This window comes from Pseudomonas sp. GW821-FHT09C08 (assembly GCF_059418125.1).
This window is the reverse complement of record NZ_JBWKPG010000005.1, coordinates 373,831-398,393: the sequence shown is the minus strand read 5'-3', so window position 1 is coordinate 398,393 and position 24,563 is coordinate 373,831. Positions and strand designations below refer to the sequence as shown.

Genomic DNA, 24,563 nt, shown 5'->3' with positions numbered 1-24,563 from the left:
CTAATGTAGATGCAACCCTTATCCTTGGGTTCTGCACCATTGTGCAGGGTCGCTCGGGCGGCCCTGCTGACGAATAGCGAAGTACAGCGCCGGGGTGTCCTGGCCACCACTGTTACCCACAGTGGAGATGGATTCACCGGCTTTTACAACATCACCTGCCGACTTGAGTAAAGTCTGATTGTGGCCGTAAAGGCTCAAATAGCCATTACCGTGGTCAAGAATCACCAACAAACCGGCGCCCCGCAGCCAATCGGCGAACACCACGCGCCCACCGTGAACGGCATGCACCTGGCTGCCGGCGGAGGCGCTGATCATCACCCCATCCCACTTGGCGCGGGTGTCATCGCCACGGGTTTCACCGAAGCGTGCCAGTAATCGACCATCAACTGGCCATGGAAGTTTGCCGCGAGCTGAAGCAAAAGGGCCACCGAACGACTCACCGGCGCTGGAAACCAGCGGCCCGGGCGCCGCATGTGCCGGTTTACGCGGCGCGGGAGCGTCCGAGGTGGCAGCCAGTTCGGCCTCACGCTGACGCTTTTTTTCGGCTTCCTGCTGGGCGATCAACGCCTTTTGCCGCGCTTCTTCGGCCTCGCGTGCCTGGCGCGCCAGGGTTTCTTCGATGGTCTTGAGGACTTTGGCCAGGTCGGCCTGGTCTTGCTCGCGGGCCTGCAGCTTGGCGTCACGGGCCTTCACGTCGTCATTGAGCTTGGCCAGGGCCAGCTGGCGTTCCTTGCGGACCTTGTCGAGTTCGTCGCGCTGGGTGTCGAGGGCGTTTTTCTGGTCCTGCAACTGCGACTGCTGGTTGGCGATCTCCTGTTCGACATTGACCAATTGGCGCAGGGTCTCGTTGAAGCTTTTCAACTGCTCCAGGCGGGCCTTGCTCAGGTAGTCGTAGTAGGTCAGGGTGCGCGCGAATTTTTCCGGGTTCTGCTGGTTGAGCAGCAGCTTGAGGTATTCCTGGCGGCCGCTCTGATAGGCGGCGCGGGCCTGGATCGCGATCAGGCGTTGCTGTTCAACGCGTGCGCTCTGGAGTTTTTTTTTCTCAGCGTCGAGTCGCTCCAGTTCCGACTCGCTCTTCTTTAGTTCTTTTTGCAGCTCCTGGACCTGCTTCTCCAGCTTGCCCATCTCGGTTTCCGTGCCGCGCAGGTCTTTCTGTACCCCGGATTTTTCTTCCTGGAGCTTGCCGAGCAGCTTTTTCAGCTCGGTAATGTCCTGACGCGTAGCGTCCAACTGTTGTTGGGTTTGTGCGCGCTCATCGGCAAATGCCGGTTGGAGCAGGCAGACAAGAGCAAGGGTAATCAAGGCGCGAAGCATAGAGGCGGGCGACACCAGGGAAAGGGACGGCCTAGTATGCCCGCCAAGCGCCGCAAAAAAAACGCCCAATTCGGGCTGGAAGGCAAGATAGGTGCCGAGTGGCGCCGGTATGGCAAAACGACATCTTTGAAAACTCTGCAAAACCAATGTGGGAGCGGGCTTGCCCGCGATGGCGTTGGATCAGCCATATGAATATCTGCTGATCTACCGCTATCGCGGGCAAGCCCGCTCCCACACTGTTTTGGGGTGTATCCGAAACTTAAACCAGGATCGAAGTGCCGGTCATCTCTTTCGGTTTCTCCAGCCCCATCAGCTTCAGCATGGTCGGCGCCACGTCCGCCAGCACGCCGCCTTCGCGCACTTTCAGGTCGCGCTTGCCGACGTAGATGAACGGCACTGGCTCGGTGGTGTGGGCAGTGTGGGCTTGCCCTGTGGATTCATCGGACATCTGCTCGCAGTTGCCGTGGTCGGCAGTGATCAGTGCTTCGCCGCCGACTTTTTCCAGCGCGTCAACGATGCGGCCGACGCACAGGTCCAGGCATTCCACCGCCTTGGTGGCGGCTTCGAGGTTGCCGCTGTGGCCGACCATGTCACCGTTGGCGTAGTTGACCACGATCACGTCATAACGCTGGTTGTCGATGGCGTCGACGATCTTGTCGGTGACTTCCGGCGCGCTCATTTCCGGCTGCAAGTCGTAGGTGGCGACCTTTGGCGACGGGATCAGGATGCGCTCTTCGCCCGGGAACGGCTCTTCGCGCCCACCGGAGAAGAAGAAGGTCACGTGGGCATACTTCTCGGTTTCGGCGATCCGCAGCTGGGTCTTGCCGTTTTTCGCCAGGTAGTCGCCCAGCACGTTTTCCAGGCTGCCCGGGGCGAAAGCCGACGGGGCCGGGATGTTGGCGGCGTATTGGGTGAGCATCACGAACTCGACTTTCGGCTGGCGCGCGCGTTCGAAGTCCTTGAAACCGGCGTCGACGAAGACGTGGCTCAGCTCGCGGGCACGGTCGGCGCGAAAGTTCATGAACACCACGGCGTCGCCGTCTTCGACTTTCACCGGCTCGCCGATGGTGGTGGCCTTGACGAATTCATCGCTCTCGCCACGCGCGTAGGCGGCTTCCAGGCCTTCCTGGGCGGTGGCGGCGTTGAATTCGGCCTGGCCGTCGACGATCAGGTTGTAGGCCTGTGCCACGCGGTCCCAGCGGTTGTCGCGGTCCATGGCGAAGTAACGGCCGACCAGGCTGGCGATGCGGCCCTTGCCCAGGGCGGCGAAGGTGGCGTCGAGCAGCTCGATGGAGGATTGCGCGCTTTTCGGCGGAGTGTCGCGGCCGTCCAGGAAGGCGTGCAGGTAGATTTTGTCGGCGCCGCGCTTGAAAGCCAGCTCGGCCATCGCGATCAGGTGGTCCTGGTGGCTGTGCACGCCGCCGTCCGAGAGCAGGCCCATGAAGTGCACGGCCTTGCCGGCCGCGACGGCTTTATCGACTGCTGCGCAGATGGTCGGGTTCTCGAAGAAGTCGCCATCGCGGATCGATTTGGTCACGCGGGTGAAGTCCTGGTAGACCACTCGTCCGGCGCCGAGATTCATGTGGCCGACTTCCGAGTTGCCCATCTGGCCATCCGGCAGGCCCACGTCCATGCCGGAACCGGAGATCAGGCCGTTGGGAACGGTGGCGACCAGGCGGTCGAGCACGGGCTTCCTGGCCGCGTATACGGCGTTGTCGTGGTGGCTTTCACTGTGTCCAAAGCCATCGAGAATTATCAGGACCAAAGGTTTAGGCGTAGTAGTCATAGATCCTCTCGCGGCGTTAATAAAGGAAGACAATTGAAAAGGGAGTGGCAGTTTAAAGCGAAGTTCCGACCACGTCACCGCTTTACGGGGGTTGGCCCCCCTTGGCGGCTGTGTATACTTACCGCCATTTTAACGCCCTGGAACCTCCTTGATGGTTGATCACCTGATTGCATTTGCCACTGCCCACTACCTGCTCGCGGGTGCCTTCGTCATCCTGCTGGCGCTGCTGATCGCTCATGAATTGAGCCGCGGTGGCCGCAGCCTGAGCACGTCGGAGCTGACCGCGCTGGTCAACAAGGATGAGGCCGTTGTCGTGGATATCCGTGCGGCCAAGGAATTTGCCGCCGGTCATATCGTTGGCGCCCTGAACATTCCGCAGGACAAGTTGATCGCGCGCCTGGCCGAGCTGGAAAAATACAAGGCCAAGACCATCATCCTGGTCGACGCCCAAGGCCAGCACGCCGGCACCCACGCCCGCGAGATGCTCAAGAGCGGTTTTACCGCCGCCAAACTGTCCGGCGGTATCGGCAGCTGGAAGGCCGATAACCTGCCGCTGGTGAAGTGATATGAGCCAGGTTGTCGTGTATTCCAGCGATTGGTGCCCTTACTGCATGCGGGCCAAGGCCTTGCTGGAGAAAAAGGGTGTTGCCTTCGAAGAGATCAAGGTCGACGGCAAACCCCAGGTGCGCGCCGAAATGGCCCAGAAGGCGGGGCGCACATCCGTGCCGCAGATCTGGATCGGCGCCAAACATGTGGGTGGATGCGATGACCTGTTCGCCCTGGAGCGCGCGGGTAAACTCGATGCGCTGCTGCTCGTCTGACTCCCAACCCCTAAAAGACCCCAAGATCAAGGATCTGAGATGACTGACCAACAGAACACCGAAGCAGCAGAAGCTCAAGGCCCACAATTCTCGTTGCAGCGTATCTATGTGCGCGACCTGTCGTTCGAAGCGCCGAAAAGCCCGGCGATCTTCCGCCAGGAATGGACCCCAAGCGTTGCGCTGGACCTGAACACTCGCCAAAAGGCACTGGAAGGCGACTTTCACGAAGTCGTGCTGACCCTGTCGGTGACCGTCAAGAACGGCGAAGAAGTGGCCTTCATCGCTGAAGTGCAACAGGCCGGCATCTTCCTGATCCAGGGCCTGGACGAAGCGTCCATGAGCCACACCCTGGGCGCTTTCTGCCCGAACATCCTGTTCCCGTATGCCCGTGAGACCCTGGACAGCCTGGTCACCCGCGGCTCGTTCCCGGCACTGATGCTGGCGCCGGTGAACTTCGATGCCCTGTACGCCCAAGAGCTGCAGCGCATGCAACAGGAAGGCTCGCCAACGGTTCAGTAAGCTGTTCTGAGCAACGACGCGATCCAATGTGGGAGCGGGCTTGCTCGCGAATGCGGTACTTCAGTCGATATCTTTGTTGACTGGCACTCCGCTTTCGCGAGCAAGCCCGCTCCCACATTCGTTATGCAGTGTTACTTGAACCCCAATTGCCGCCAGCCTTCGTAAACCGCGACGGCCACGGTGTTGGACAGGTTCAGGCTGCGGCAGCCCTCGCGCATCGGCAAACGCAGGCGATGGCCGTCGGGCAGGGCGTCGAGCACCTCGGCCGGCAGGCCCCGGCTTTCCGGGCCGAACAGGAAGGCGTCGCCTTCGGCAAAGCTGGCGTCATGGAACGGCCGCGAACCCTTGGTGGTGAACGCGAACAGGCGTGGATGGCCCAGGCTTTCCAGGCAGCTGGCCAGGTCGGCGTGGCGCTGCAGGGTGGCATACTCGTGGTAGTCCAGGCCGGCGCGGCGCAGGCGCTTGTCGTCCATGTCGAAGCCCAGCGGCTCGATCAAATGCAGGTGGCAGCCACTGTTGGCGCACAGCCTGATAACGTTGCCGGTATTCGGCGGAATTTCTGGTTGAAAAAGGATGACGTGAAACATGCACGGCTCCGAAGGCAAAGATGCGCTGCATTCTACCCCTGAAGAAGACCCCAGGCCGAAGCTATTCCCGAAGGTCATGGGCTCGTTGGCGATTGTTGGCCTGATGATCGGCCTGATGATCGGCCGCCTGACCACCCCTGACCCGGTCGAATTGCAGCAGGTCGAGACAGTGGCAGACGGCGTGGTGGTGTGGTTCAACAGCGAACCCAAGCTGCACGGCGAGTTGGTTGATGGCACCGTGGCGCTGCTGTTTGATGCGCAAGGCAAGGCGGCCGGTGGGCAACTCAAGGTCAACGATAAGGATGTGAACTGGCGCGTGCGCAAGACCGATGGCGGCTTGCTGCTGAACCTGGTGGCGGCTCGGCCATTGCGCGGGGAGTGGAAAGGGGAGAAGGCCGATGGCCGCTGGCGGCTGGAGATCCATCTCCAAGAGCAATAAAAGAGGGAATCCCCGGCCTGCCTGTACCAAGGTCCCCAAAACGGGCTGGGGCTATGGGCGCTGTGCCACATAAGCCCCGGGTGTAAAGAAGGGAGTTCCCGGCCTGCCTGTACCAGGGCTCCCAAAACGGGGTGAAGCCATATCGGCTTCGGTGTTAAAGAGGGAATCCCCGGCCTGCCTGTACCGAGGTTCCCCAAAGCGGTGTGGAGCGCGACGCGATTCGCATCAAGCACCCCGGGTGTAAAGAGGGGATTCTCGGCCTGCCTGTACCAAGGTCCCCGAAACTGGGTAGTACAAGGGTTATTGCAGGGCGCGTGCCAGAGTTTGCAATGTGTGCCAAAAAAAATTGCCAGAAAGCGCAAAGCCCCGGAATACGGGGCTTTGGTGTTTTTGCGATTTGGTTTTTTCTTAATCAGACGGCTGTTTTGCGCTTGGGATACGTGCCCGATGCCGGTTCATGGTGCATTGAAGCGGTGCACGGTCGTTAGTCTGGTACAAAACAAATGTGGGAGCTGGCTTGCCTGCGATGGCGCTGTGTCAGTCGATACAACCAGTGACTGACACAGCGCCATCGCGGGCAAGCCCGGCTCCCACATTAGATCTTCAGTGGATCAGGGATGAGTGATCAGGCCTCATCACCTTCGTCATCATCCCCGCCATCGACCTTCATCCCCAACTCCTTGATCTTGCGCGTCAGGGTGTTGCGGCCCCAGCCCAGCAGCACGGCGGCATCGCGGCGGCGGCCGGCGGTGTGTTTCAGGGCGGTTTCGATCATGATCCGCTCGAAGGCCGGCACGGCACTGTCCAGCAGGTTCGACTGGCCGCGAGCCAGGGCCTGGTCGGCCCATTGGCGCAGCGCCTGTTCCCAGTTGGTCACCGGCGCCGAGTCCTGTGGCAGGCTCAACAGCTCCGGCGGCAGGTCGCTGATGTGCACTTCGCGCCCGGAAGCCATCACCGTGATCCAGCGGCAGGTGTTCTCCAGCTGGCGCACGTTGCCTGGCCACGGCAGGTTCTTCAGGTATTCCTCGGTCTCGCTCTTGAGCAGCTTCGGCTCGACGGCCAGCTCCTGGGCGGCGCGGCTGAGGAAGTGGCGGGCGAGGGTCGGGATGTCTTCACGACGGTCCGACATCCGCGGAATATGGATGCGGATCACGTTGAGGCGGTGGAACAAGTCCTCACGGAATTTGCCCGCGTGCACCAGGGTTTCCAGGTTCTGGTGCGTCGCGGCGATGATGCGCACGTCGACCTTGACCGGCGTGTGCCCACCGACGCGGTAGAACTCACCGTCTGCCAATACACGCAGCAGGCGGGTCTGGGTGTCGGCCGGCATGTCGCCGATTTCGTCGAGGAATAACGTGCCGCCGTCGGCCTGTTCAAAGCGTCCGCGACGCAGGTTGGCTGCGCCGGTGAAGGCACCTTTTTCATGGCCGAACAGCTCGGACTCCATCAGGTCCTTGGGGATCGCCGCCATGTTCAAGGCAATGAACGGCGACGCGGCCCGTGGGCTGTGACGGTGCAGGGCATGGGCCACCAATTCTTTACCAGTACCCGACTCGCCGTTGATCAGCACGGTGATGTTGGAGTGGCTCAAACGCCCGATGGCGCGAAACACTTCTTGCATCGCCGGCGCTTCGCCGATGATTTCCGGGGTGCGGGTCAGGGCGGGTGGCGCTTCCTGGTTCTGCTGTTCCTGGGCGTGCTGGTTGGCGCGCTTGACCAGCGCCACCGCCTCGTCCACATCGAACGGCTTGGGCAGGTATTCAAAAGCACCGCCCTGATAGGACGCGACAGCGCTGTCCAGGTCCGAGTGCGCAGTCATGATGATCACTGGCAGGCGCGGGTGCTGCTCGCGGATCCGTGCCAGCAGGTCCAGGCCACTGGCGCCGGGCATGCGGATGTCGGAGATGATCACATCCGGCTGCTGGCGAGCCAGGCGACTCATCACCCCGTCGGCGCTGTCGAAGCTCTGGGTGGTCATGCCTTCCTGTTGCAAGGCTTTCTCGAGGACCCAGCGGATAGAACGGTCGTCATCGACGATCCAGACAGTTTCACTACGGCTCATGTCGATGGGGCTCCTTGTTCCAGAGGCAGAAAGATCGAGAACGTGGTGTGGCCAGGATGGCTTTCACATTCGATCAGACCCTGGTGCTGGCTGATGATGTTCTGGGTGATGGCCAGGCCCAGCCCGGTACCGTCCGGACGGCCGCTGACCATGGGAAAGAAAATGGTTTCCTGCAGTTCCGCAGGAATGCCCGGGCCGTTGTCGATGATCTCGACCTTGGTCACCAGGCGATGGCGCACGTGGCCAATGGTGAATTGGCGCAGGGCACGGGTGCGCAGGCTGATGCGGCCCAGGCGCAGTTCGTTCTGGCTGCTGATCGCCTGCATGGCGTTGCGCACGATATTGAGCACCGCCTGGATCATCTGCTCGCGGTCGATCAAGACGTCGGGAATGCTCGGGTCGTAGTCGCGCACCAAGGTGATGCAACCCTGGCTTTCGGCTTCGACCAGTTGGCAGACACGCTCCAGCACCTCGTGCACGTTGGTCATCGCCAGCGACGGCAGCTTGTTGGAGCCGAGCATGCGGTCCACCAGGTTCCGCAGGCGGTCGGCTTCCTCGATGATGACGTTGGTGTAGTCCTTGAGGTTCTCGTCCGGCAGCTCACGGGCCAACAGCTGCGCCGCGCCGCGAATCCCGCCGAGGGGGTTCTTGATCTCGTGGGCCAGGCCGCGCACCAGCATCTTGCTGGTTTCCTGCTTGGACAACTGCGCTTCCTCCTTGGTAATGCGCAGCAGGCGATCGCGGGGGTGGACTTCGAGCAGCAGCAGGGTGGCGCCGTTGCTCAGGATCGGGGTCACGGCGTAGTCGACGGTCAGCGTCTGGCCGGTCAGGGCCGTGAGCATTGCCTCGCGCTTGGTAAACGGGTGTGCCTGCTCCACCGCCTGGCGCAACGAACTCAAGGCTTCGGCCGATTCGGTGAACAGCTCGCTGATGAACTGCCCATGGCTGCGCTGGCCGCTGATGGCCAGGAGCATCTCCGCCGCCGGGTTCATGTACTCAAGGCGCAGGTCGTCATTGAGCAGAATGGTCGCGGTGGTCAGGTTGTCGAGTAGCAAACGGTGCAGTGCATCGCTGATGGTCATCAGGACCTCTTTTGGAGCATGGCGCGGGCTTGAGGCACACGCTGATACAAGGAAAATGCAAAAACCAAACCAAGGCTCCGAAAAGAAGCGTTAAAGCCCTGAAATAGGGGTTTTAGGCGCGAAACTGTGGCGTTCTGCCAGCTTGATCGGGAAGAATCGAACCAAAATGGGCTGGACAGGTGGGAAGGGTGCAGCCTATCGCACCAATATAGTGCGGTTTTGTGAAGGTTGTTCAGGAAGTGAGGGGATGACTTGAAAGGTTGCGCGCATGGAGGCGCTGGCTTGGCTGCGCTATCGATGGTGAATGCACCGCCGCTATCGCAGGCAAGCCAGCTCCCACAGTTTTTGATGGGGTTGCAGCTTTTTAACCCTTGTTGATGCACAGCTCGGCGGTGGCGCGGATCATTGCCAGTTGGCGCAGCGGATCATTGAGTGGCTCGTGCACGGCTGAGGCGAGCCATTGCGGGCACTGCGCGTCGGTGCGCTGCGGGGTGAAGTCGGCGAGTTGCTGCAGCAGGCGTTTTTGCAGTTCATCCAGTTTCGGGCGGATCTGCTTGACCAGGTCCGGTCGCGGATCGTCCGGCGCCTTGCCCTGGAACTGCCAGTCGGACAGATGGGTGTACTGCACCAGTTTGTTCGCTTCGATCTGCGCCGAGAAAAACTGCTCGGCCGCGGCGGGCGCCAGCTTGTAGGTTGGCGCCTGGGCGATGACGCTGGCGATCACTTCTTGCTCGCGCTGCTTGTCTTCCACGGGCTTTTTGCTGTCCCACTTGCTCAGCGCGACCTGATCGGCAATCTCCAGGCGTTCGGCGATGCTGTTGAGCAAAGGCTCCAGGGTCGGTGGGGCGGCGAGTGCATTGGCGCTGATAAATAATAGGACAGAGGCAAGTCGAAGCTTCAAAGGCGATCTCCTGTGGGAGCGGGCTTGCCCGCGATGGCAGTGTCAGTCAATACAACAGGTACTGGATGCGGCGCAATCACGCGCGAGCCCGAGCCTGCATTTTTCATGATGTGCAGGCAAAAAAAAGACCTCCCGAAGGAGGTCTTTTTCATCACGCCGCGTTACGCAGCGCTACCGGATCAGCAGCTGTAGTACAGCTCGTATTCCAGTGGGTGTACGAAGGTGCGTACTTTGATTTCTTCTGCGCTTTTCAGCTCGATGTAGGCATCGATGAAGTCGTCGCTGAATACGCCGCCTTTGGTCAGGAACGCACGGCCCTTGTCCAGCTCTTCCAGGGCTTCTTTCAGGCTGCCGCACACTTGTGGGATCTCTTTGGCCTCTTCAGGCGGCAGGTCGTACAAGTTTTTGTCGGCGGCGTCGCCAGGGTGGATCTTGTTCTGGATACCGTCCAGGCCGGCCATTACCAGGGCAGCGAAGGCCAGGTACGGGTTGGCTGCTGGATCCGGGAAGCGTGCTTCGATACGGCGAGCGCGAGGGCTGGACACGTAAGGAATACGGATCGAGGCAGAACGGTTGCGAGCCGAGTAGGCCAGCATCACTGGTGCTTCGAAACCTGGGACCAGACGCTTGTAGGAGTTGGTCGACGGGTTGGTGAAGCCGTTCAGGGCCTTACCGTGCTTGATGATGCCGCCGATGAAGTACAGGGCGGTGTCGGACAGGCCGGCATAACCTTCGCCAGCGAAGGTGTTCTTGCCTTCTTTGGCGATGGACAGGTGAACGTGCATACCCGAACCGTTATCGCCGTACAGTGGCTTAGGCATGAAGGTAGCGGTACGGCCGTAGGCCACGGCAGTGTTGTGTACGCAGTACTTCAGGGTCTGAACTTCGTCAGCCTTGGCAACCAGGGTGTTGAACTTCACACCGATTTCGTTCTGGCCGGCAGTGGCCACTTCGTGGTGGTGCACTTCGATGACCAGGCCCATGTCTTCCATGGCGTTGCACATGGAGGTACGGATTTCGTGGTCGTGGTCGAACGGTGGAACCGGGAAGTAGCCGCCTTTGATGCCTGGACGGTGGCCATGGTTGCCGCCTTCCACGTCCTGGTCGGACATCCACGAACCTTGCTCTGAGTAGATCTTGAACATCGAGCCGGAGATGTCGGACTTGAACTTGACTTGGTCGAAGATGAAGAATTCTGGCTCTGGGCCTACGAATACGGTGTCACCGATACCGGTGGACTTCAGGTATTCCTCGGCACGCTTGGCGATCGCACGTGGGTCGCGGTCGTAGCCCTGCATGGTCGAAGGCTCGATCACGTCGCACACCAGGATCAGGGTGGCTTCTTCGGTGAACGGGTCCAGTACGGCAGTGCTGTCGTCCGGCATCAGGATCATGTCGGAAGCTTCGATGCCTTTCCAGCCGGCGATGGAGGAGCCGTCGAACATTTTGCCTTCTTCGAAGAAAGCATCATCCAGCGCGTCGCGAGCCGGCATGGTCACGTGGTGCTGAGTGCCTTTTGTGTCCGTGAAGCGCAGATCAATCCATTTAACGTCATGATCTTTGATGAGTTGAACCGACTTCGACATGGTGTCCTCCGGGTGGCTTCGGGCTGGGGTAGTGGAGTTAGCCCTTAGAATGTGGGTGATGCCGGCGCGGATACTCCGCCATGGCAACCTGCCTCACAAGAGAGCAAATTGCATGCCAGTGCGCCAACATGGCCTTTTTGCTTCAAAATGGCCCCTATAAAGGTGCAATCCGCTGAAACGGAATAAATAACGCACTGCAATGTAGCGTTAATTTCTATAAATGACCCGTTTTGGTGCGTGAAGCGGCTGATGCATATTAACTGGTTAAACCTTGAGCGATTTCCGCTATAATCCGCGCCCCCCTTTTTCGGCAGGCCCTGCGCGCGCTGTTTCCATGAAATTAATCGTTAAAGTCTTCCCCGAGATCACCATCAAGAGCCGACCGGTACGGACGCGTTTCATCCGTCAGTTGGCCAAGAACATCCGTGCCGTGCTCCGCGATCTGGACCCGGCTGTGGTGGTGAACGGCGTGTGGGACAACCTCGAGCTGGAAACCCGCGTAACCGACGCCAAAGCCTTGAAGGATATGACTGAGCGCCTGAGCTGCATGCCAGGCATCGCGCATTTCCTGCAGGTCGACGAGTACCCGCTGGGCGACTTCGACGACATCACCGAAAAGTGCAAGCAGCACTACGGCAGCGCGCTGGAAGGCAAGATTTTTTCGGTGCGCTGCAAGCGTGCCGGCAAGCACCCGTTCAGCTCCATGGATGTCGAAAAATACGTCGGCAGCAAGCTGCGTCGCGAGTGCGGCGCCGCCGGAATTTCCCTCAAGGCGCCGCAAATTGAAGTGCGCATGGAAATTCGCGACCAACGGTTGTTTGTGATCCACAGCCAGCACGACAGCATCGGCGGCTACCCGCTGGGCGCCCTGGAACAGACCCTGGTCCTGATGTCCGGCGGTTTCGATTCCACGGTGGCGGCCTACCAGATCATGCGCCGCGGCCTGATGAGCCACTTCTGCTTCTTTAACCTGGGCGGGCGTGCACACGAATTGGGCGTGATGGAAGTCGCGCACTTTATCTGGAAGAAGTACGGCAGCTCCCAGCGCGTGCTATTTGTGAGCGTACCGTTCGAGGAAGTGCTGGGCGAAATTCTCGGCAAAGTCGATAACAGTCATATGGGCGTAGTATTGAAGCGTATGATGTTGCGCGCTGCGTCCCGAATCGCCGATCAATTGCAGATCGACGCGCTGGTGACCGGTGAAGCGATCTCCCAGGTGTCCAGCCAGACGCTGCCGAACCTGTCGATCATCGATTGTGTCACCGAGAAGCTGGTCTTGCGCCCGCTGATCGCCAGCCACAAGCAGGACATCATCGACCTGGCAGAGCAGATCGGCACTGCCGACTTTGCCAAGCACATGCCCGAGTACTGCGGGGTCATCTCGGTGAACCCCAAGACCCACGCCAAGCGTCACCGCGTGGAGCATGAAGAAAAAGAATTCGACATGGCGATTCTGGAGCGTGCGCTCGAGAACGCCAAGCTGGTCCCGATCGATCGTGTCATCGATGAACTGGGCCAGGATGTGCAGATCGAAGAAGTCAGCGAAGCCCTGGCCGGCCAGATCGTCGTCGACATCCGTCACCCGGATGCCGCTGAAGATGAGCCGCTGGAGATCGCCGGCATCGACGTACAAACGCTGCCGTTCTATGCATTGAACGCGCGTTTCAAGGAACTGGATAACAGCCGTCAGTACCTGCTGTATTGCGACAAAGGCGTGATGAGTCGCCTGCATGCTCACCATTTGCTCAGTGAGGGGTATGCCAATGTGCGCGTTTATCGACCGAGCTAAGAGCCCGGGGCTGTTTGCCTGTGGCCTGCGTCACCGGCCCCCCGACTCTGCCGTCAAGCTGTAACGGCAAGGCCTGACTCTACTGTTAATCGCTGCCACGACCTGTCAGCACACCGAATCCTCTGATCGAGATACACAAGTGATCGAAAATCTACGTAACATCGCCATCATTGCTCACGTTGACCATGGTAAAACCACCCTGGTAGACAAACTCCTGCGTCAATCCGGCACCCTGGAGCGCAACGAGCTCAACGACGAGCGCGTGATGGACTCCAACGACCAGGAAAAAGAGCGCGGTATTACCATCCTGGCAAAAAACACCGCTATCAACTGGAACGGCTACCACATCAACATCGTGGATACCCCGGGCCACGCCGACTTCGGCGGCGAAGTAGAACGCGTAATGTCGATGGTTGACTCCGTTCTGCTGCTGGTTGACGCTCAAGACGGCCCTATGCCGCAAACCCGTTTCGTGACCAAGAAGGCGTTCGAAGCCGGCCTGCGTCCGATCGTGTGCATCAACAAGGTTGACCGTCCAGGCGCGCGTCCGGACTGGGTTCTGGACCAGATCTTCGACCTGTTCGACAACCTGGGTGCTACCGAAGAACAGCTGGACTTCAAAGTCGTCTACGCCTCGGCCCTGAACGGTATTGCCGGTCTGGACCACACCGACATGGCTGAAGACATGACCCCGCTGTACCAGTCGATCGTCGACAACGTACCTGCGCCGGCTGTTGACCGTGACGGTCCGTTCCAGATGCAAATCTCCGCACTGGACTACAACAGCTTCCTGGGTGTTATCGGCGTTGGCCGTATCGCTCGTGGTCGCGTCAAGCCGAACACCCCGGTTGTCGCTATCGGCGCCGACGGCAAGAAGCGCAACGGTCGTATCCTGAAGCTGATGGGTCACCACGGTCTGCATCGCATCGACGTTGAAGAAGCGGCTGCTGGCGACATCGTGTGCATCAGCGGTATGGACTCGCTGTTCATCTCCGACACCCTGTGCCACCCGGACGCTGTCGAGGCGATGAAGCCTCTGACCGTTGACGAGCCAACCGTTTCCATGACCTTCCAGGTAAACGACTCGCCATTCTGCGGTAAAGAAGGCAAGTTCGTGACCTCCCGTAACATCAAGGAGCGTCTGGACAAAGAGCTGCTGTACAACGTTGCTCTGCGCGTTGAAGAAGGCGACTCGGCTGACAAGTTCAAGGTTTCCGGCCGTGGTGAGCTGCACCTCTCGGTACTGATCGAAACCATGCGTCGCGAAGGCTTCGAAATGGGCGTTGGTCGTCCTGAAGTGATCATCCGTCAGGTTGACGGCGTGAAGCAGGAACCGTTCGAAAACGTGACCATCGACACCCCTGAAGAATCCCAGGGCAAGGTCATGGAAGAGATGGGCCTGCGTAAGGGCGACCTGACCAACATGGTGCCGGATGGCAAAGGCCGTGTACGTCTGGAATACAACATCCCTGCTCGTGGTCTGATCGGTTTCCGTAACCAGTTCCTGACCCTGACCAACGGTGCTGGCATCCTGACCTCGATCTTCGATCGCTACGACACCATGAAGTCCGGCGACATGTCCGGCCGTCAGAACGGTGTTCTGGTATCGGTTGAAACCGGCAAGGCACTGACCTACTCCCTGGAAACCCTGCAGGCGCGTGGCAAGCTGTTCGTTGAACACGGTCAAGAGATCTACAACGGCCAGATCGTTGGTCTGAACAGCCGTGACAACGACATGGGCGTCAACCCAACCAAAGGCAAGAAGCTCGACAACATGCGTGCTTCGGGTAAAGACGAAACCATCGCCCTGGTTCCACCTGTTCGCTTCACCCTGGAACAGGCCCTGGAATTCATCCAGGACGACGAGCTGTGCGAAGTGACGCCGAAGTCGATCCGCCTGCGTAAGAAGATCCTGGACGAAGGCGAGCGTACCCGCGCTGCCAAGAAAGCCAAGAACTGAGTTAACTCAGGCTGAATGAAAAACGCCCCCGGTCGAAAGGCCGGGGGCGTTTTTTTATGCCTGCTTATTGGGGGGTGTCGGCGGCTTTTGTGGTGAGCGGGCTTGCCCCGCGTCGGGCTGCGAAGCGGCCCCAAACCCATACACCTCGGTTTGCCTGAAACAACGCACCGATTCCTGGAGGGGCTGCTGCGCAGCCCAACGCGGGGCAAGCCCGCTCGCCACAACAGGCTCGTTCATCACAACAGGCCCGCTTGCCAAAGGGGTGGGTTTGGGATCAGAACTTGTCGAGGGTCTTGAACTTGGTTTCGCGCACCACTTCCTTCGGCTTGTACGCGCAATACCCTGGGCGCGGGCCGATCTTGGGGTGGTTGCGGCAGGTGTCCGGGCGCTTGTCATAAATAGTGCAGAAACGCGTCTTACGATCCAGGTACAGGCAATCGTTGTTGCTCATGCGCTGCAGGGTGAATATTTCCGACTTGGAATTGAAGCGCTCGACGATGCCTTCCTTCTGCAAACGCTTGGCGATGTTCTTCGGCGGGTCACCGCGCTCGAACTCATCGACGATGCCAATGCGGATCAGGTCCTTGATCTTCACCTCGACCGGCAGCGTGCAGCAGCTGGACACGCAGCCACCGCACATGTGGGCGGAATATTTCTGCCAGGTCTCGAGACGGTCGAGTTCCGCGGCGGCGATCAGTTGAGGCTTCATCAGGGTTCCAAGGTGGGGCGATATCCGGGCGCGCGATCATACCGGGATTGGTGATTTTTTGAACAGTATTTTGCAGATTTCATCTCCAACGGTGCGCCAGGGGAAAGCAGGCACGGCCCCTGCATCTAATTCCCGCAAAGGTGAATGAGTTAAAAAACTGCCGAACCAGAGCGTCTACCGTCTGTCAGACCGTCTAGGCTCTAGCAACTCCTTCTATCTCGCCCGAGGTCGCATTTGATGTCTCAGGAACCACTTGCACGAGAAGCAGAGGTAGCCGCATTTCGCGATGCCGTCTTGACCAAACTCACCTACGCGGTGGGCAAGGACCCGGATCACGCCTTCGACCATGACTGGTTCGAAGCCATTGCCCTGGCCGCCCGCGACCAGATGGTCGACCACTGGATGGACCACACGCGGCGGATCTACCGCAAGGGCCAGAAGCGGGTGTATTACCTCTCGCTGGAATTCCTCATCGGCCGCTTGCTCTACGACAGCCTGAGCAACCTTGGCGTGCTGGAAATTGCGCGCGAAGCCCTGTCCGAGCTGGGCGTGGACCTGGAGCGCATCCGCCTGCTGGAGCCCGACGCGGCGCTGGGCAACGGCGGTCTGGGCCGTCTCGCGGCCTGCTTCATGGAGAGCATGTCGACCCTGGGCATTGCCGGCCACGGCTATGGCATCCGCTATGAACACGGCCTGTTCCGCCAGGCGATTGTCGATGGCTGGCAGCAGGAGCAAACCGAACGCTGGCTGGATTTCGGCAACCCGTGGGAATTCGAACGCGCCGAAGTGATTTACCCGATCGGCTTTGGCGGCAGCGTCGAAACCCTGGCGGACGCTTCCGGCAAGATGATCCAGGTGTGGTCGCCCAACGAAACCGTGCGCGCCGTTGCCTACGACACCCCAGTGGTCGGCTGGCGCGGCGCCAGTGTGAATACCCTGCGGTTGTGGCGTGCGCGGGCGGTGGAAGACCTGCACCTGGAGCGCTTCAACGCCGGTGACCACCTGGGCGCGGTGGCCGAAGTGGCCCGCGCCGAGAGCATCTCGCGCGTGCTTTACCCGGCCGACAGCACCGAAGCGGGGCAGGAATTGCGCCTGCGCCAGGAATATTTCTTCGTCTCGGCCTCGCTGCAGGACCTGCTGCGCCGCCACAAGAACATGCACGGCTCGGTGCTGAGCCTGGGCGAGCACGCGGCGATCCAGCTCAACGACACCCACCCGTCCATCGCCGTCGCCGAGTTGATGCGCCAGTTGGTCGACCTGCACGACATTCCATGGGAAGCCGCCTGGGATGTCACCGTCGAAACCTTGTCGTACACCAACCACACGCTGCTGCCCGAAGCGCTGGAAACCTGGCCGGTCGGCCTGATGGAACGCATGTTGCCGCGGCATATGCAGATCATCTACCTGATCAACGCCCAGCACATCGACTCGCTGCGCGCCAAAGGCATCCACGATTTCGACGTGCTGCGCGCGGTGTCGCTGATCGAAGAAGACAACGGCCGCCGCGTGCGGATGGGTAACCTCGCGTTTCTCGGCTCCCACAGTGTCAACGGCGTGTCCGGCCTGCACACCCAGTTGATGCGCAGCACGGTGTTTTCCGAATTGCACAAGCTCTACCCGGAGCGCATCAACAACAAAACCAACGGCATCACCTTCCGCCGCTGGCTGTACCAGGCCAACCCCAAGCTCACCTCGATGCTGGTGGAGGCGCTGGGCCCGGACATTCTCGACAAGCCCGAAGAGCGGCTGGTGGAGCTTGAGCCCTTTGCCGAGAAGCAGACCTTTCGCAAGGCGTTTGCCGAGCAACGGCTGCACAGCAAGCGGGCGCTGGCCGACATCATTCATGAGCGGTTGGGAATCGCGATCAACCCGGCGGCGATGTTCGACGTGCAGGTCAAGCGCATCCACGAGTACAAGCGCCAACTGCTGAACCTGTTGCACACCGTGGCGCTGTACCAGGCGATCCGTGCCGAACCTGGCACCGACTGGGTGCCGCGCGTGAAGATCTTCGCGGGCAAGGCGGCGGCCAGTTATCACCAGGCCAAGTTGATCATCAAGCTGACCAACGACATTGCGCGCACCGTCAACAATGACCCGACCGTGCGCGGTTTGCTCAAGGTGGTGTTCCTGCCCAACTACAACGTCAGCCTGGCGGAAAGCATCATCCCGGCGGCGGACTTGTCGGAGCAGATTTCCACCGCCGGCTTTGAAGCCTCGGGCACCAGTAACATGAAGTTTGGCCTCAACGGCGCGCTGACCATCGGTACCATGGACGGCGCCAACGTGGAAATGCACGAGCGCGTGGGCGCCGAGCACATGTTTATCTTCGGCCTCAGCGCGCAGCAGGTGGAAGCCCGCAAGCACGCCGGTGAGTTCAACGCCGGGCCGGAGATTGCCGCATCGCATCGGCTCAACGATGTACTGCAGGCGATTCGCGGTGGGGTGTTCTCGCCGGATGACCCGGGCCGTTATGTCGGCCTGATCGACGGGCTGGTCGACTACGACCGCTTCCTGGTGTGTGCCGACTTTGATTCCTACTGGGACGCCCAGGCGCGGGTCGAAGCGCATTGGCACGACTCCAAGGCATGGTGGCGTTCGGCAGTGCTGAATACGGCGCGGATGGGTTGGTTCAGCTCGGACCGGACCATCAGGGAGTACGCGACCGAGATCTGGAAAGCCCTCGACTAACCATCGCTGACCTGAACATGTGTACGGGTTCATGTGGGCGCTGGCTTGCCTGCGATAGCATCACCTCGGTGTGACTGATACGCCGAGGTGTCTGCATCGCGGGCAAGCCCGGCGCCCGCATAAGCGTGCTTCCACATGGGGTCTGCGTCGATATACTAGGCGCCAGTTCGCCCGCCTCGGGCTGCTTAGGGATATCGACCATGCAATGGATTTTCATGCTGATTGGCCTGGTGCTCGGCTGGACGCTCGATGAGTCGTTCACCGATGCCGGTTTCGGTGCGCTGTTGGGGTTGGGCGTGGGTCAGGCGATTCGCCTGGCGAAGCTCTCGGCCCAGGCGGATCAGCAGGCACGTCAGTTGGAAACCACGCAGAAAGCGCTGATCGCGCTGGGTGAGCGCCTGCGGCAATTGGAAGTGCCCACGCCGGCCAGCCCTGTGAGTGTCGAACCGCTTATCCCCGAGCCGACGCCTGTCACCCAGGCTCCTGAGCTTGTGTGGGAGTTGCCGGCAGAAGCAGAAATAGCCCCCGCCGCTGCGGCTGTCGAAGCCAGCCAGCCGCTGCCGGATGACGTGTGGACCCCCGCGCCCACGCCGCGCGCCCAGGAACCTGCAATCCCTCGCGGGCCCAACCTGATCGAACGCGCGATCAGCGGCGCACGCAATTGGCTGTTTGGCGGCAATACCGTGCTGCGTGTCGGCGTGGTGCTGTTGTTTCTCGGCCTGGCGTTCCTGCTGCGCTACGCCACCGAAGGCATGGTGGTGCCGATCGAACTGCGTTACGCCGGCGTTGCCGCCGCCGCATTGGGCCTGCTGGGCCTGGGTTGGTGGCTGCGGCTGCGCAACAGCAACTACGGACTGATGCTGCAGGGGACCGGGATTGCGGTGCTGTACCTGACGGTGTTTGCCGCGATGCGCCTGCACCCCTTGATCGACCCGAGCGCGGCGCTGGGGCTGCTGGTGGCGGTCACGGTGTTCTCGGCGATCCTGGCGATTACCCAGGATGCACTGGGGCTGGCCTGTGCGGCGGCGCTGGGCGGCTTTGCGGCGCCGATCCTCACCTCAACCGGTGCCGGCAACCATGTGGCGCTGTTCAGTTATTTCGCCCTGCTCAACGCCGGCATCCTCGCCATCGCGTGGTTCAAGGCCTGGCGCCTGCTCAACCTGATCGGTTTTGTCGGCACCTTTGGCATCGGCTTCGCCTGGGGCATGCGCTCCTACACGCCCGAATTGCTGTGGAGCACCGAGCCGTTCCTGATCCTGTTTTTCCTGATGTACCTGGCCATCGGCCTGTTGTTCGCCCGGCGCACATTGCTGGAAATGCGTGACGCGCCCGACGATGACAGCCGGGCCGCACTGCTGCGTTGGTCGCTGGCCAAGGGGCACTATGTCGACGGCAGTATGCTGTTTGGCCCGCCGCTGGTGGGGTTCGGCCTGCAGTTCGCACTGGTGCAGCACCTGGAGTTTGCCGCTGCGTTCAGCGCGTTGGGCCTGGGGATCATCTACATGGGCCTGGCTCGCCTGTTGGGTGGTGGGCGCGCGTTGCTGCTGGCGGAGACCTGCCTGGCGTTGGGGGTGATCTTTGCCAGCCTGGCCATTCCGTTGGGTCTCGATGCGCGCTGGACTGCCGCCGCCTGGGCGGTCGAAGGCGCCGGGATCTTCTGGCTCGGCTTGCGTCAGGAGCGGCCATTGGCGCGAGCCTTCGGCTTGTTGCTGCAAGTGGGTTCGGCGTTGGCATTCCTCAGTGAGCTGCGCATCGGCGAGCACACCTTGCTCGACGGCGCCCCGCTGGGGGCGCTGCTGCTCGGCGCGGCGTTGCTGTTCAGCTTCGACCAGCTGCGCAAGGCCTCGGCGCAGCAGGCTGCAGCGTGGGAGCGCAAAGGCCTGCCCGTGCTGGCGAGCCTGGGCCTGGGCTTTTTGTACCTGCTTGCACCGTTCTTTTGGCTGACCCAAGGCACCGCGATCAGTTGGGCAATCGCCGGTCTGGTGACGCTGTTCGTCGGCCTGCGCATCGGCTCGCGCACCTTTCTGTTCACGGCATTCGCGGTGCAGTTGCTCGGCGGTGCTGTGTTCCTGCTGCGCTTGCAAGGCGGTGACGGCGCGGCGGTCTTCAATGCGGGCTGGAGCGGTTTGCTGACCGCCTCGCTGATCGGCCTGGCCTTGATCGGCGGCATGCTGCTGGCGGCCCGCGATGATAGCGTGCGCGGTGACGTGCGCTTGCTGCGCGGGCTTTCGGTGGTGCTGCTGGCCGGCTTGGTGCTGATCAACCTCGCGGTGCTGTTCGTGTTGCCGTGGGAAAGCGCCAGCGCGGTGTGGGCGGCCAGTGGCGTGCTGATCATCTGGCTGAGCCTGCACTTGCAGCAGCGCGTCAGTTTCGTCTTTGGCCTGCTGTTGCAGGTGATCGGAGGCAGTGCGTTCCTGCTGGCGGTGCCGCAACTGCTGGGGCCGTTGACCAGCGAGGGCTTGCGGCCGCTGGCCCACAGCGGGTTCTGGACACCGATGGTGCTGGGCCTGGCTGCCCTGGTCGGCGCCTGGCGTTTGCAACGTGAGCCGCATGCGCCGGTGTTCGCTGTGCTGAAGCTGCAGCGTCTGTCCGACCTGCTGCTGGTGTGGGGCGCGGCCTGGTGGACGCTGGCGTTGGTCGGTGAAGTGCTGCGGTTTCTTCCTGACGAGCTGCAGGGCCCGGCCTTGCTCGGCATCGCGGCGCTGAGCGTGGCGATCTGGGCGCTGCTGGCGGCGCGGCTGCACTGGGCGTCGCTCGGTGTGCTATGCGCCTTGCTGATGCCGGCGGCGGGCGTGGTGCTGCTGGTCTCGGCGCACAACTACTATCACCCGGCGGCGCACTACGGCTGGCTGGCTTGGCTGGCGGTGTTCGCGGTGCACTTCATCGCGTTGCGGCGTCTGGCGGCGAGTGTGCCGGCCAGGGTGCTGAGCGTGGCCCATGTGCTGGGCTGCTGGATGCTGATCGGCGTGCTGGCGCTGGAGCTGCGTTACGGCCTGTTGCGGCTCTCGAGTGAATACAACGCCTGGCGCTGGCTGGGCTGGGCGATGCTGCCCAGCCTGTATCTGGTGCTGGCCGCCGCGCCGCGCACCTGGCCATGGCCAGTGGCGGCGTACCCGCGTGAGTACCGTGTGCTGGCCGCCTTGCCGCTGGCGGTGCTGATGCTCGGCTGGTTCTGGCTGGCGAACAGCTTCAGTGACGGCACGGCGAACCCTTTGCCCTATGTGCCGCTGCTCAACCCGTTGGACCTGGGCCTGCTGTTTGCGCTGCTGGGTGTGTACCTGTGGTCGCGCAGCGTGGCGCCGCAACGTGGGCGGCGTGCCGAGTTGATCGCCCAGGGTGTCGCGGGCGTTTCGCTGTTTGCCTTCTTCACCGCGTTGGTGATGCGCACGGCCCACCATTGGGGCGGCGTGCCGTTCCATCTGGATGCGTTGCTGGCGTCGATGCTGGTACAGGCCGGCCTGTCGATCGTCTGGACCCTCATCGCCCTCGGGTTGATGATCGGTGGCCACCTGCGCCATCGTCGTGAAGTGTGGTTGATCGGGGCGGTGTTGATTGCGGTAGTGGTCGCCAAACTGTTCTTTGTCGAACTGAGCAACCGCGGCGGCCTGGCGCGGATCGTGTCGTTCATCGGCGTGGGCGGGCTGTTGCTGGTGGTGGGCTACTTTGCGCCGCTGCCGCCCAAGCGTGCCGAACCTGTATTGGAAACTGAAGGAGCAGCCTCTTGATCGGTAAGTTGAGCATGATTGCGGTGGGCTTGTGTACGACGTTGGCCGTGTGGGCGCAGGAAACCCCGGCCGATTTCACCACCCAGGTACCGCTGGCGGTGAGTGGCAACGGCCCTTGGTATCGCCTGGAGTTGCCCCTCGCCGTGCAGTTGGCCGCGCGCCAGGCTGACCTGAGCGATGTGCGCGTGTTCAACGCCGCCGGCGAGCCGCAAGCCTATGCGCTGTCGCGCCAGACGTCCGAGCGCACCGAAAGCCGCAACGTCACTGACGTGAAGTGGTTCCCGCTGTACGCCGCCGATACCCGTGACGCTTCGCCTGGCGTGACGATGAAAGCCACCACGACGGGCACGCTGGTGGAAATCAAACCCTCGAGCGGCGCGAAGCCCGGCAAGCAGGTATTGCGCGGCTGGGTGCTGGATGCCAGCGCGATCAAGGCGCCATTGCAGCAGTTGAGCCTCGACTGGAGCCGCGAGCACGAGGGCTTCCAGCGCTTTAGCATCGAAGCCAGCGATGACTTGCAGCACTGGGAGTCCTGGGGCGATGGGCAGGTGGCGCGCTTGTCGTTTGCCGATGAGCGAGTCGAGCAGCATGACGTCAGCTTGCCAGGGCAGTCGGCACGCTACCTGCGCCTGATGTGGCAAGGCCAGGCGGCGCCGCGCCTGACCTCGGCCAAGCTGGTGAGTGCATCGAGCAGCAGTCTGCCGCTGCCGTTGGTGTGGTCGCAGCCGTTGGCGGGGTCGCGGCTCAAGGCGGGGGAGTACAGTTGGCAGTTGCCGGTGGGACTGAATGTCGAGCGCTTGCGGGTTGAATTGAAGCAGCCCAACACCTTGGCGCCGGTGACCTTGGCAGGGCGGCGGGACAGCCAGCAGGCCTGGCAACCGTTGAGCAATGGCTTGCTGTACCGCCTGACCCAGAACGGCCAGGACGTGGTGCAGGATGAGCTGCGTTTGCCTGGCCAGGTGGTCAACCAGCTGAAATTGCAGGTGGATGAGCGCGGCGGTGGCCTGGGCGTTGAAGCACCGGCCCTGCGTTTTGCCGTGCGCGCCACGCAGTTGGTGTTCCTGGCGCGGGGTGAGCCGCCGTTCACGCTGGCGTTGGGCAATGCCGCGGTGAAGGCGGCGAACCTGCCGCTGTCGACGCTGATTCCCGATTACAGCGCCGCGCGCGTCAAGGCGCTGGGCCAGGCCACGTTGTCGACGGAGGTGGTGGTCAAATCGCCGGCCGTGGTGGCGCCGACCGAGGCCGGCACCGACTGGAAGAAGCTCGGCCTGTGGGCCGTACTCCTGGTGGGTGTGGCGGCGCTGGGAGGCATGGCCTACAGTTTGCTGCGCAAGCCGCCGGTGGCACGTTAAATAAAGTCCATGAACTCTATTGGGTTTAAATCCTCTGATAGGAGGAAATACGCCCCGACTCGCGTTAAACTGCGCGGGTTTTTAGCCCCCCCATTCTCCGGAGCCTTCCATGTCCCGCGTTACCTTGAGTCGCTATTTGATTGAGCAGACCCGCAGCAACAACACGCCTGCCGATCTGCGCTTCCTTATCGAAGTGGTGGCGCGTGCTTGCAAGGAAATCAGCCACGCCGTCTCCAAAGGCGCACTGGGTGGTGTCCTGGGCAGCATGGGCACTGAAAACGTGCAGGGCGAAGTACAGAAGAAGCTCGACGTACTCTCCAACGAGATCCTGCTCGAAGCCAACGAATGGGGCGGTCACCTGGCCGGCATGGCGTCCGAAGAAATGGACAATGCCTACCAGATTCCGGGCAAATACCCGAAAGGCGCCTACCTGTTGGTATTCGACCCGCTGGACGGTTCGTCGAACATCGACATCAACGCCCCGGTCGGCACCATCTTCTCGGTACTGCGTTGCCCGAACGAATACCTGAGCCAGAACGAAGCCTTGAACGAAAAGGCCTTCCTGCAGCCAGGCACCGAGCAGGTCGCTGCCGGCTACGCGATCTACGGCCCGCAGACCATGCTGGTGCTGACCCTGGGCGACGGCGTCAAGGGCTTCACCCTGGACCGTGAAATGGGCAGCTTCGTACTGACCCACGAAGACATCTCGATCCCTGCCTCGACCCAGGAATTCGCGATCAACATGTCCAACCAGCGTCACTGGGAAGCCCCGGTACAGCGCTACGTCAACGAGCTGATGGAAGGCGAGGAAGGCCCGTTGAAGAAGAACTTCAACATGCGCTGGGTGGCTGCGATGGTCGCTGACGTACACCGCATCCTGACCCGTGGTGGCCTGTTCATGTACCCACGCGACAGCCGCGAGCCGTCCAAGCCAGGCAAGCTGCGCCTGATGTACGAAGCCAACCCGATGTCGTTCCTGGTAGAGCAGGCGGGCGGTGCCTCCACCGACGGCCACCAGCGCATCCTCGACATCCAGCCTGAAGGCCTGCACCAGCGTGTAGCGGTGTTCCTGGGTTCCAAGGAAGAAGTTGAGCGCGTGACGGCCTATCACAAGGCATAACCCACGGCGATAAATTATCGGCCATGTTGTGAGCCGGTTCACCGTTAAAGAAGCCCCGAAACGTTTCAGCGTTTTCGGGGCTTTTTTGTTTTCGTTCGTCGGGAACCAGACACCTCTTTTCCC

Annotated in this window: 18 protein-coding genes; 10 read left to right on the top strand and 8 right to left on the bottom strand. The window is 61.4% G+C overall.

Going from position 1 to position 24,563, the window contains the following annotated elements; translation table 11 throughout:
• Window positions 1-18 precede the first annotated feature (18 nt).
• Together AC07OJ_RS19775 and gpmI are read right to left on the bottom strand one after the other, a co-directional pair.
• A complete protein-coding gene (locus AC07OJ_RS19775) occupies window positions 19-1,314 on the bottom strand; it encodes a murein hydrolase activator EnvC family protein (RefSeq protein ID WP_495095020.1) in 1,296 nt (431 codons plus the stop codon).
• A gap of 259 nt (window positions 1,315-1,573) precedes the next feature.
• Complete coding sequence (gpmI, locus tag AC07OJ_RS19770) at window positions 1,574-3,100, bottom strand: 2,3-bisphosphoglycerate-independent phosphoglycerate mutase (RefSeq protein WP_106805400.1); 1,527 nt, start codon at window positions 3,098-3,100, stop codon at window positions 1,574-1,576.
• Window positions 3,101-3,251: 151 nt separating this feature from the next.
• On the opposite strand from gpmI, the gene AC07OJ_RS19765 reads away from it, so the two are divergent.
• Genes AC07OJ_RS19765 through secB form a run of 3 tightly spaced genes read left to right on the top strand, consistent with a single transcriptional unit; the run spans window position 3,252 to window position 4,440 of the window.
• Entirely contained in the window at window positions 3,252-3,665 is a 414-nt protein-coding gene (locus tag AC07OJ_RS19765) for a rhodanese-like domain-containing protein (protein ID WP_065899812.1), read from the top strand.
• Between the two features lies 1 nt (window position 3,666).
• On the top strand, window positions 3,667-3,921 hold the full coding sequence (gene grxC / locus AC07OJ_RS19760) for a glutaredoxin 3 (RefSeq protein WP_065899814.1): 255 nt from the start codon (window positions 3,667-3,669) through the stop codon (window positions 3,919-3,921).
• Window positions 3,922-3,960: 39 nt separating this feature from the next.
• Window positions 3,961-4,440: a protein-export chaperone SecB gene (gene secB, locus AC07OJ_RS19755; protein ID WP_065899817.1), complete on the top strand. Its 480-nt coding sequence runs from the start codon at window positions 3,961-3,963 to the stop codon at window positions 4,438-4,440.
• A 131-nt stretch (window positions 4,441-4,571) separates the two neighbouring features.
• On the opposite strand, the gene AC07OJ_RS19750 is transcribed toward secB, so the two are convergent.
• Complete coding sequence (locus AC07OJ_RS19750) at window positions 4,572-5,027, bottom strand: tRNA (cytidine(34)-2'-O)-methyltransferase (protein ID WP_010563141.1); 456 nt, start codon at window positions 5,025-5,027, stop codon at window positions 4,572-4,574.
• Here AC07OJ_RS19750 and AC07OJ_RS19745 point away from each other — a divergent pair.
• Window positions 5,026-5,466 (top strand): hypothetical protein, encoded by a 441-nt coding sequence (locus AC07OJ_RS19745; RefSeq protein ID WP_213550275.1) that lies wholly within the window; start codon window positions 5,026-5,028, stop codon window positions 5,464-5,466. The two genes, AC07OJ_RS19750 and AC07OJ_RS19745, sit on opposite strands and share 2 nt — an antisense overlap.
• A 625-nt stretch (window positions 5,467-6,091) precedes the next feature.
• On the opposite strand, the gene ntrC is transcribed toward AC07OJ_RS19745, so the two are convergent.
• The 4 genes from ntrC to glnA all read right to left on the bottom strand — a co-directional run bounded on the left by ntrC (window position 6,092) and on the right by glnA (window position 11,097).
• On the bottom strand, window positions 6,092-7,528 hold the full coding sequence (ntrC, locus tag AC07OJ_RS19740; protein WP_008435682.1) for a nitrogen regulation protein NR(I): 1,437 nt from the start codon (window positions 7,526-7,528) through the stop codon (window positions 6,092-6,094).
• Window positions 7,525-8,610: a nitrogen regulation protein NR(II) gene (gene glnL / locus AC07OJ_RS19735; protein ID WP_016979130.1), complete on the bottom strand. Its 1,086-nt coding sequence runs from the start codon at window positions 8,608-8,610 to the stop codon at window positions 7,525-7,527. The genes ntrC and glnL overlap by 4 nt, the downstream gene beginning before the upstream one ends.
• Before the next feature lie 364 nt (window positions 8,611-8,974).
• A complete protein-coding gene (locus AC07OJ_RS19730; RefSeq protein WP_315412204.1) occupies window positions 8,975-9,511 on the bottom strand; it encodes a chorismate mutase in 537 nt (178 codons plus the stop codon).
• A 179-nt stretch (window positions 9,512-9,690) separates the two neighbouring features.
• Window positions 9,691-11,097, bottom strand: coding sequence for a type I glutamate--ammonia ligase (gene glnA, locus AC07OJ_RS19725; protein ID WP_065899824.1), 1,407 nt, complete (start codon window positions 11,095-11,097; stop codon window positions 9,691-9,693).
• Between the two features lie 334 nt (window positions 11,098-11,431).
• On the opposite strand from glnA, the gene thiI reads away from it, so the two are divergent.
• Both thiI and typA read left to right on the top strand, forming a co-directional pair.
• Entirely contained in the window at window positions 11,432-12,886 is a 1,455-nt protein-coding gene (gene thiI / locus AC07OJ_RS19720; protein WP_106805397.1) for a tRNA uracil 4-sulfurtransferase ThiI, read from the top strand.
• Window positions 12,887-13,025: 139 nt separating this feature from the next.
• Window positions 13,026-14,846, top strand: coding sequence for a translational GTPase TypA (gene typA / locus AC07OJ_RS19715; protein ID WP_058423717.1), 1,821 nt, complete (start codon window positions 13,026-13,028; stop codon window positions 14,844-14,846).
• A 274-nt stretch (window positions 14,847-15,120) separates the two neighbouring features.
• Here typA and AC07OJ_RS19710 read toward each other — a convergent pair whose 3' ends face one another.
• Window positions 15,121-15,555, bottom strand: a complete 435-nt coding sequence (locus AC07OJ_RS19710; RefSeq protein ID WP_017529542.1) for a YkgJ family cysteine cluster protein — start codon at window positions 15,553-15,555, stop codon at window positions 15,121-15,123.
• Window positions 15,556-15,792: 237 nt separating this feature from the next.
• On the opposite strand from AC07OJ_RS19710, the gene AC07OJ_RS19705 reads away from it, so the two are divergent.
• From AC07OJ_RS19705 to AC07OJ_RS19690, 4 genes are all read left to right on the top strand, one after another.
• Complete coding sequence (locus AC07OJ_RS19705) at window positions 15,793-18,243, top strand: glycogen/starch/alpha-glucan phosphorylase (protein WP_065899830.1); 2,451 nt, start codon at window positions 15,793-15,795, stop codon at window positions 18,241-18,243.
• Between the two features lie 200 nt (window positions 18,244-18,443).
• On the top strand, window positions 18,444-21,968 hold the full coding sequence (locus tag AC07OJ_RS19700; protein WP_495095019.1) for a DUF2339 domain-containing protein: 3,525 nt from the start codon (window positions 18,444-18,446) through the stop codon (window positions 21,966-21,968).
• Window positions 21,968-23,320, top strand: coding sequence for a DUF3999 domain-containing protein (locus tag AC07OJ_RS19695; protein ID WP_495095092.1), 1,353 nt, complete (start codon window positions 21,968-21,970; stop codon window positions 23,318-23,320). The genes AC07OJ_RS19700 and AC07OJ_RS19695 overlap by 1 nt, the downstream gene beginning before the upstream one ends.
• Window positions 23,321-23,429: 109 nt before the next feature.
• Window positions 23,430-24,440 carry a class 1 fructose-bisphosphatase gene (locus AC07OJ_RS19690; protein WP_065899834.1) on the top strand — a complete coding sequence of 337 codons (1,011 nt, stop codon included), beginning with the start codon at window positions 23,430-23,432 and terminating at the stop codon, window positions 24,438-24,440.
• Window positions 24,441-24,563 lie beyond the last annotated feature (123 nt).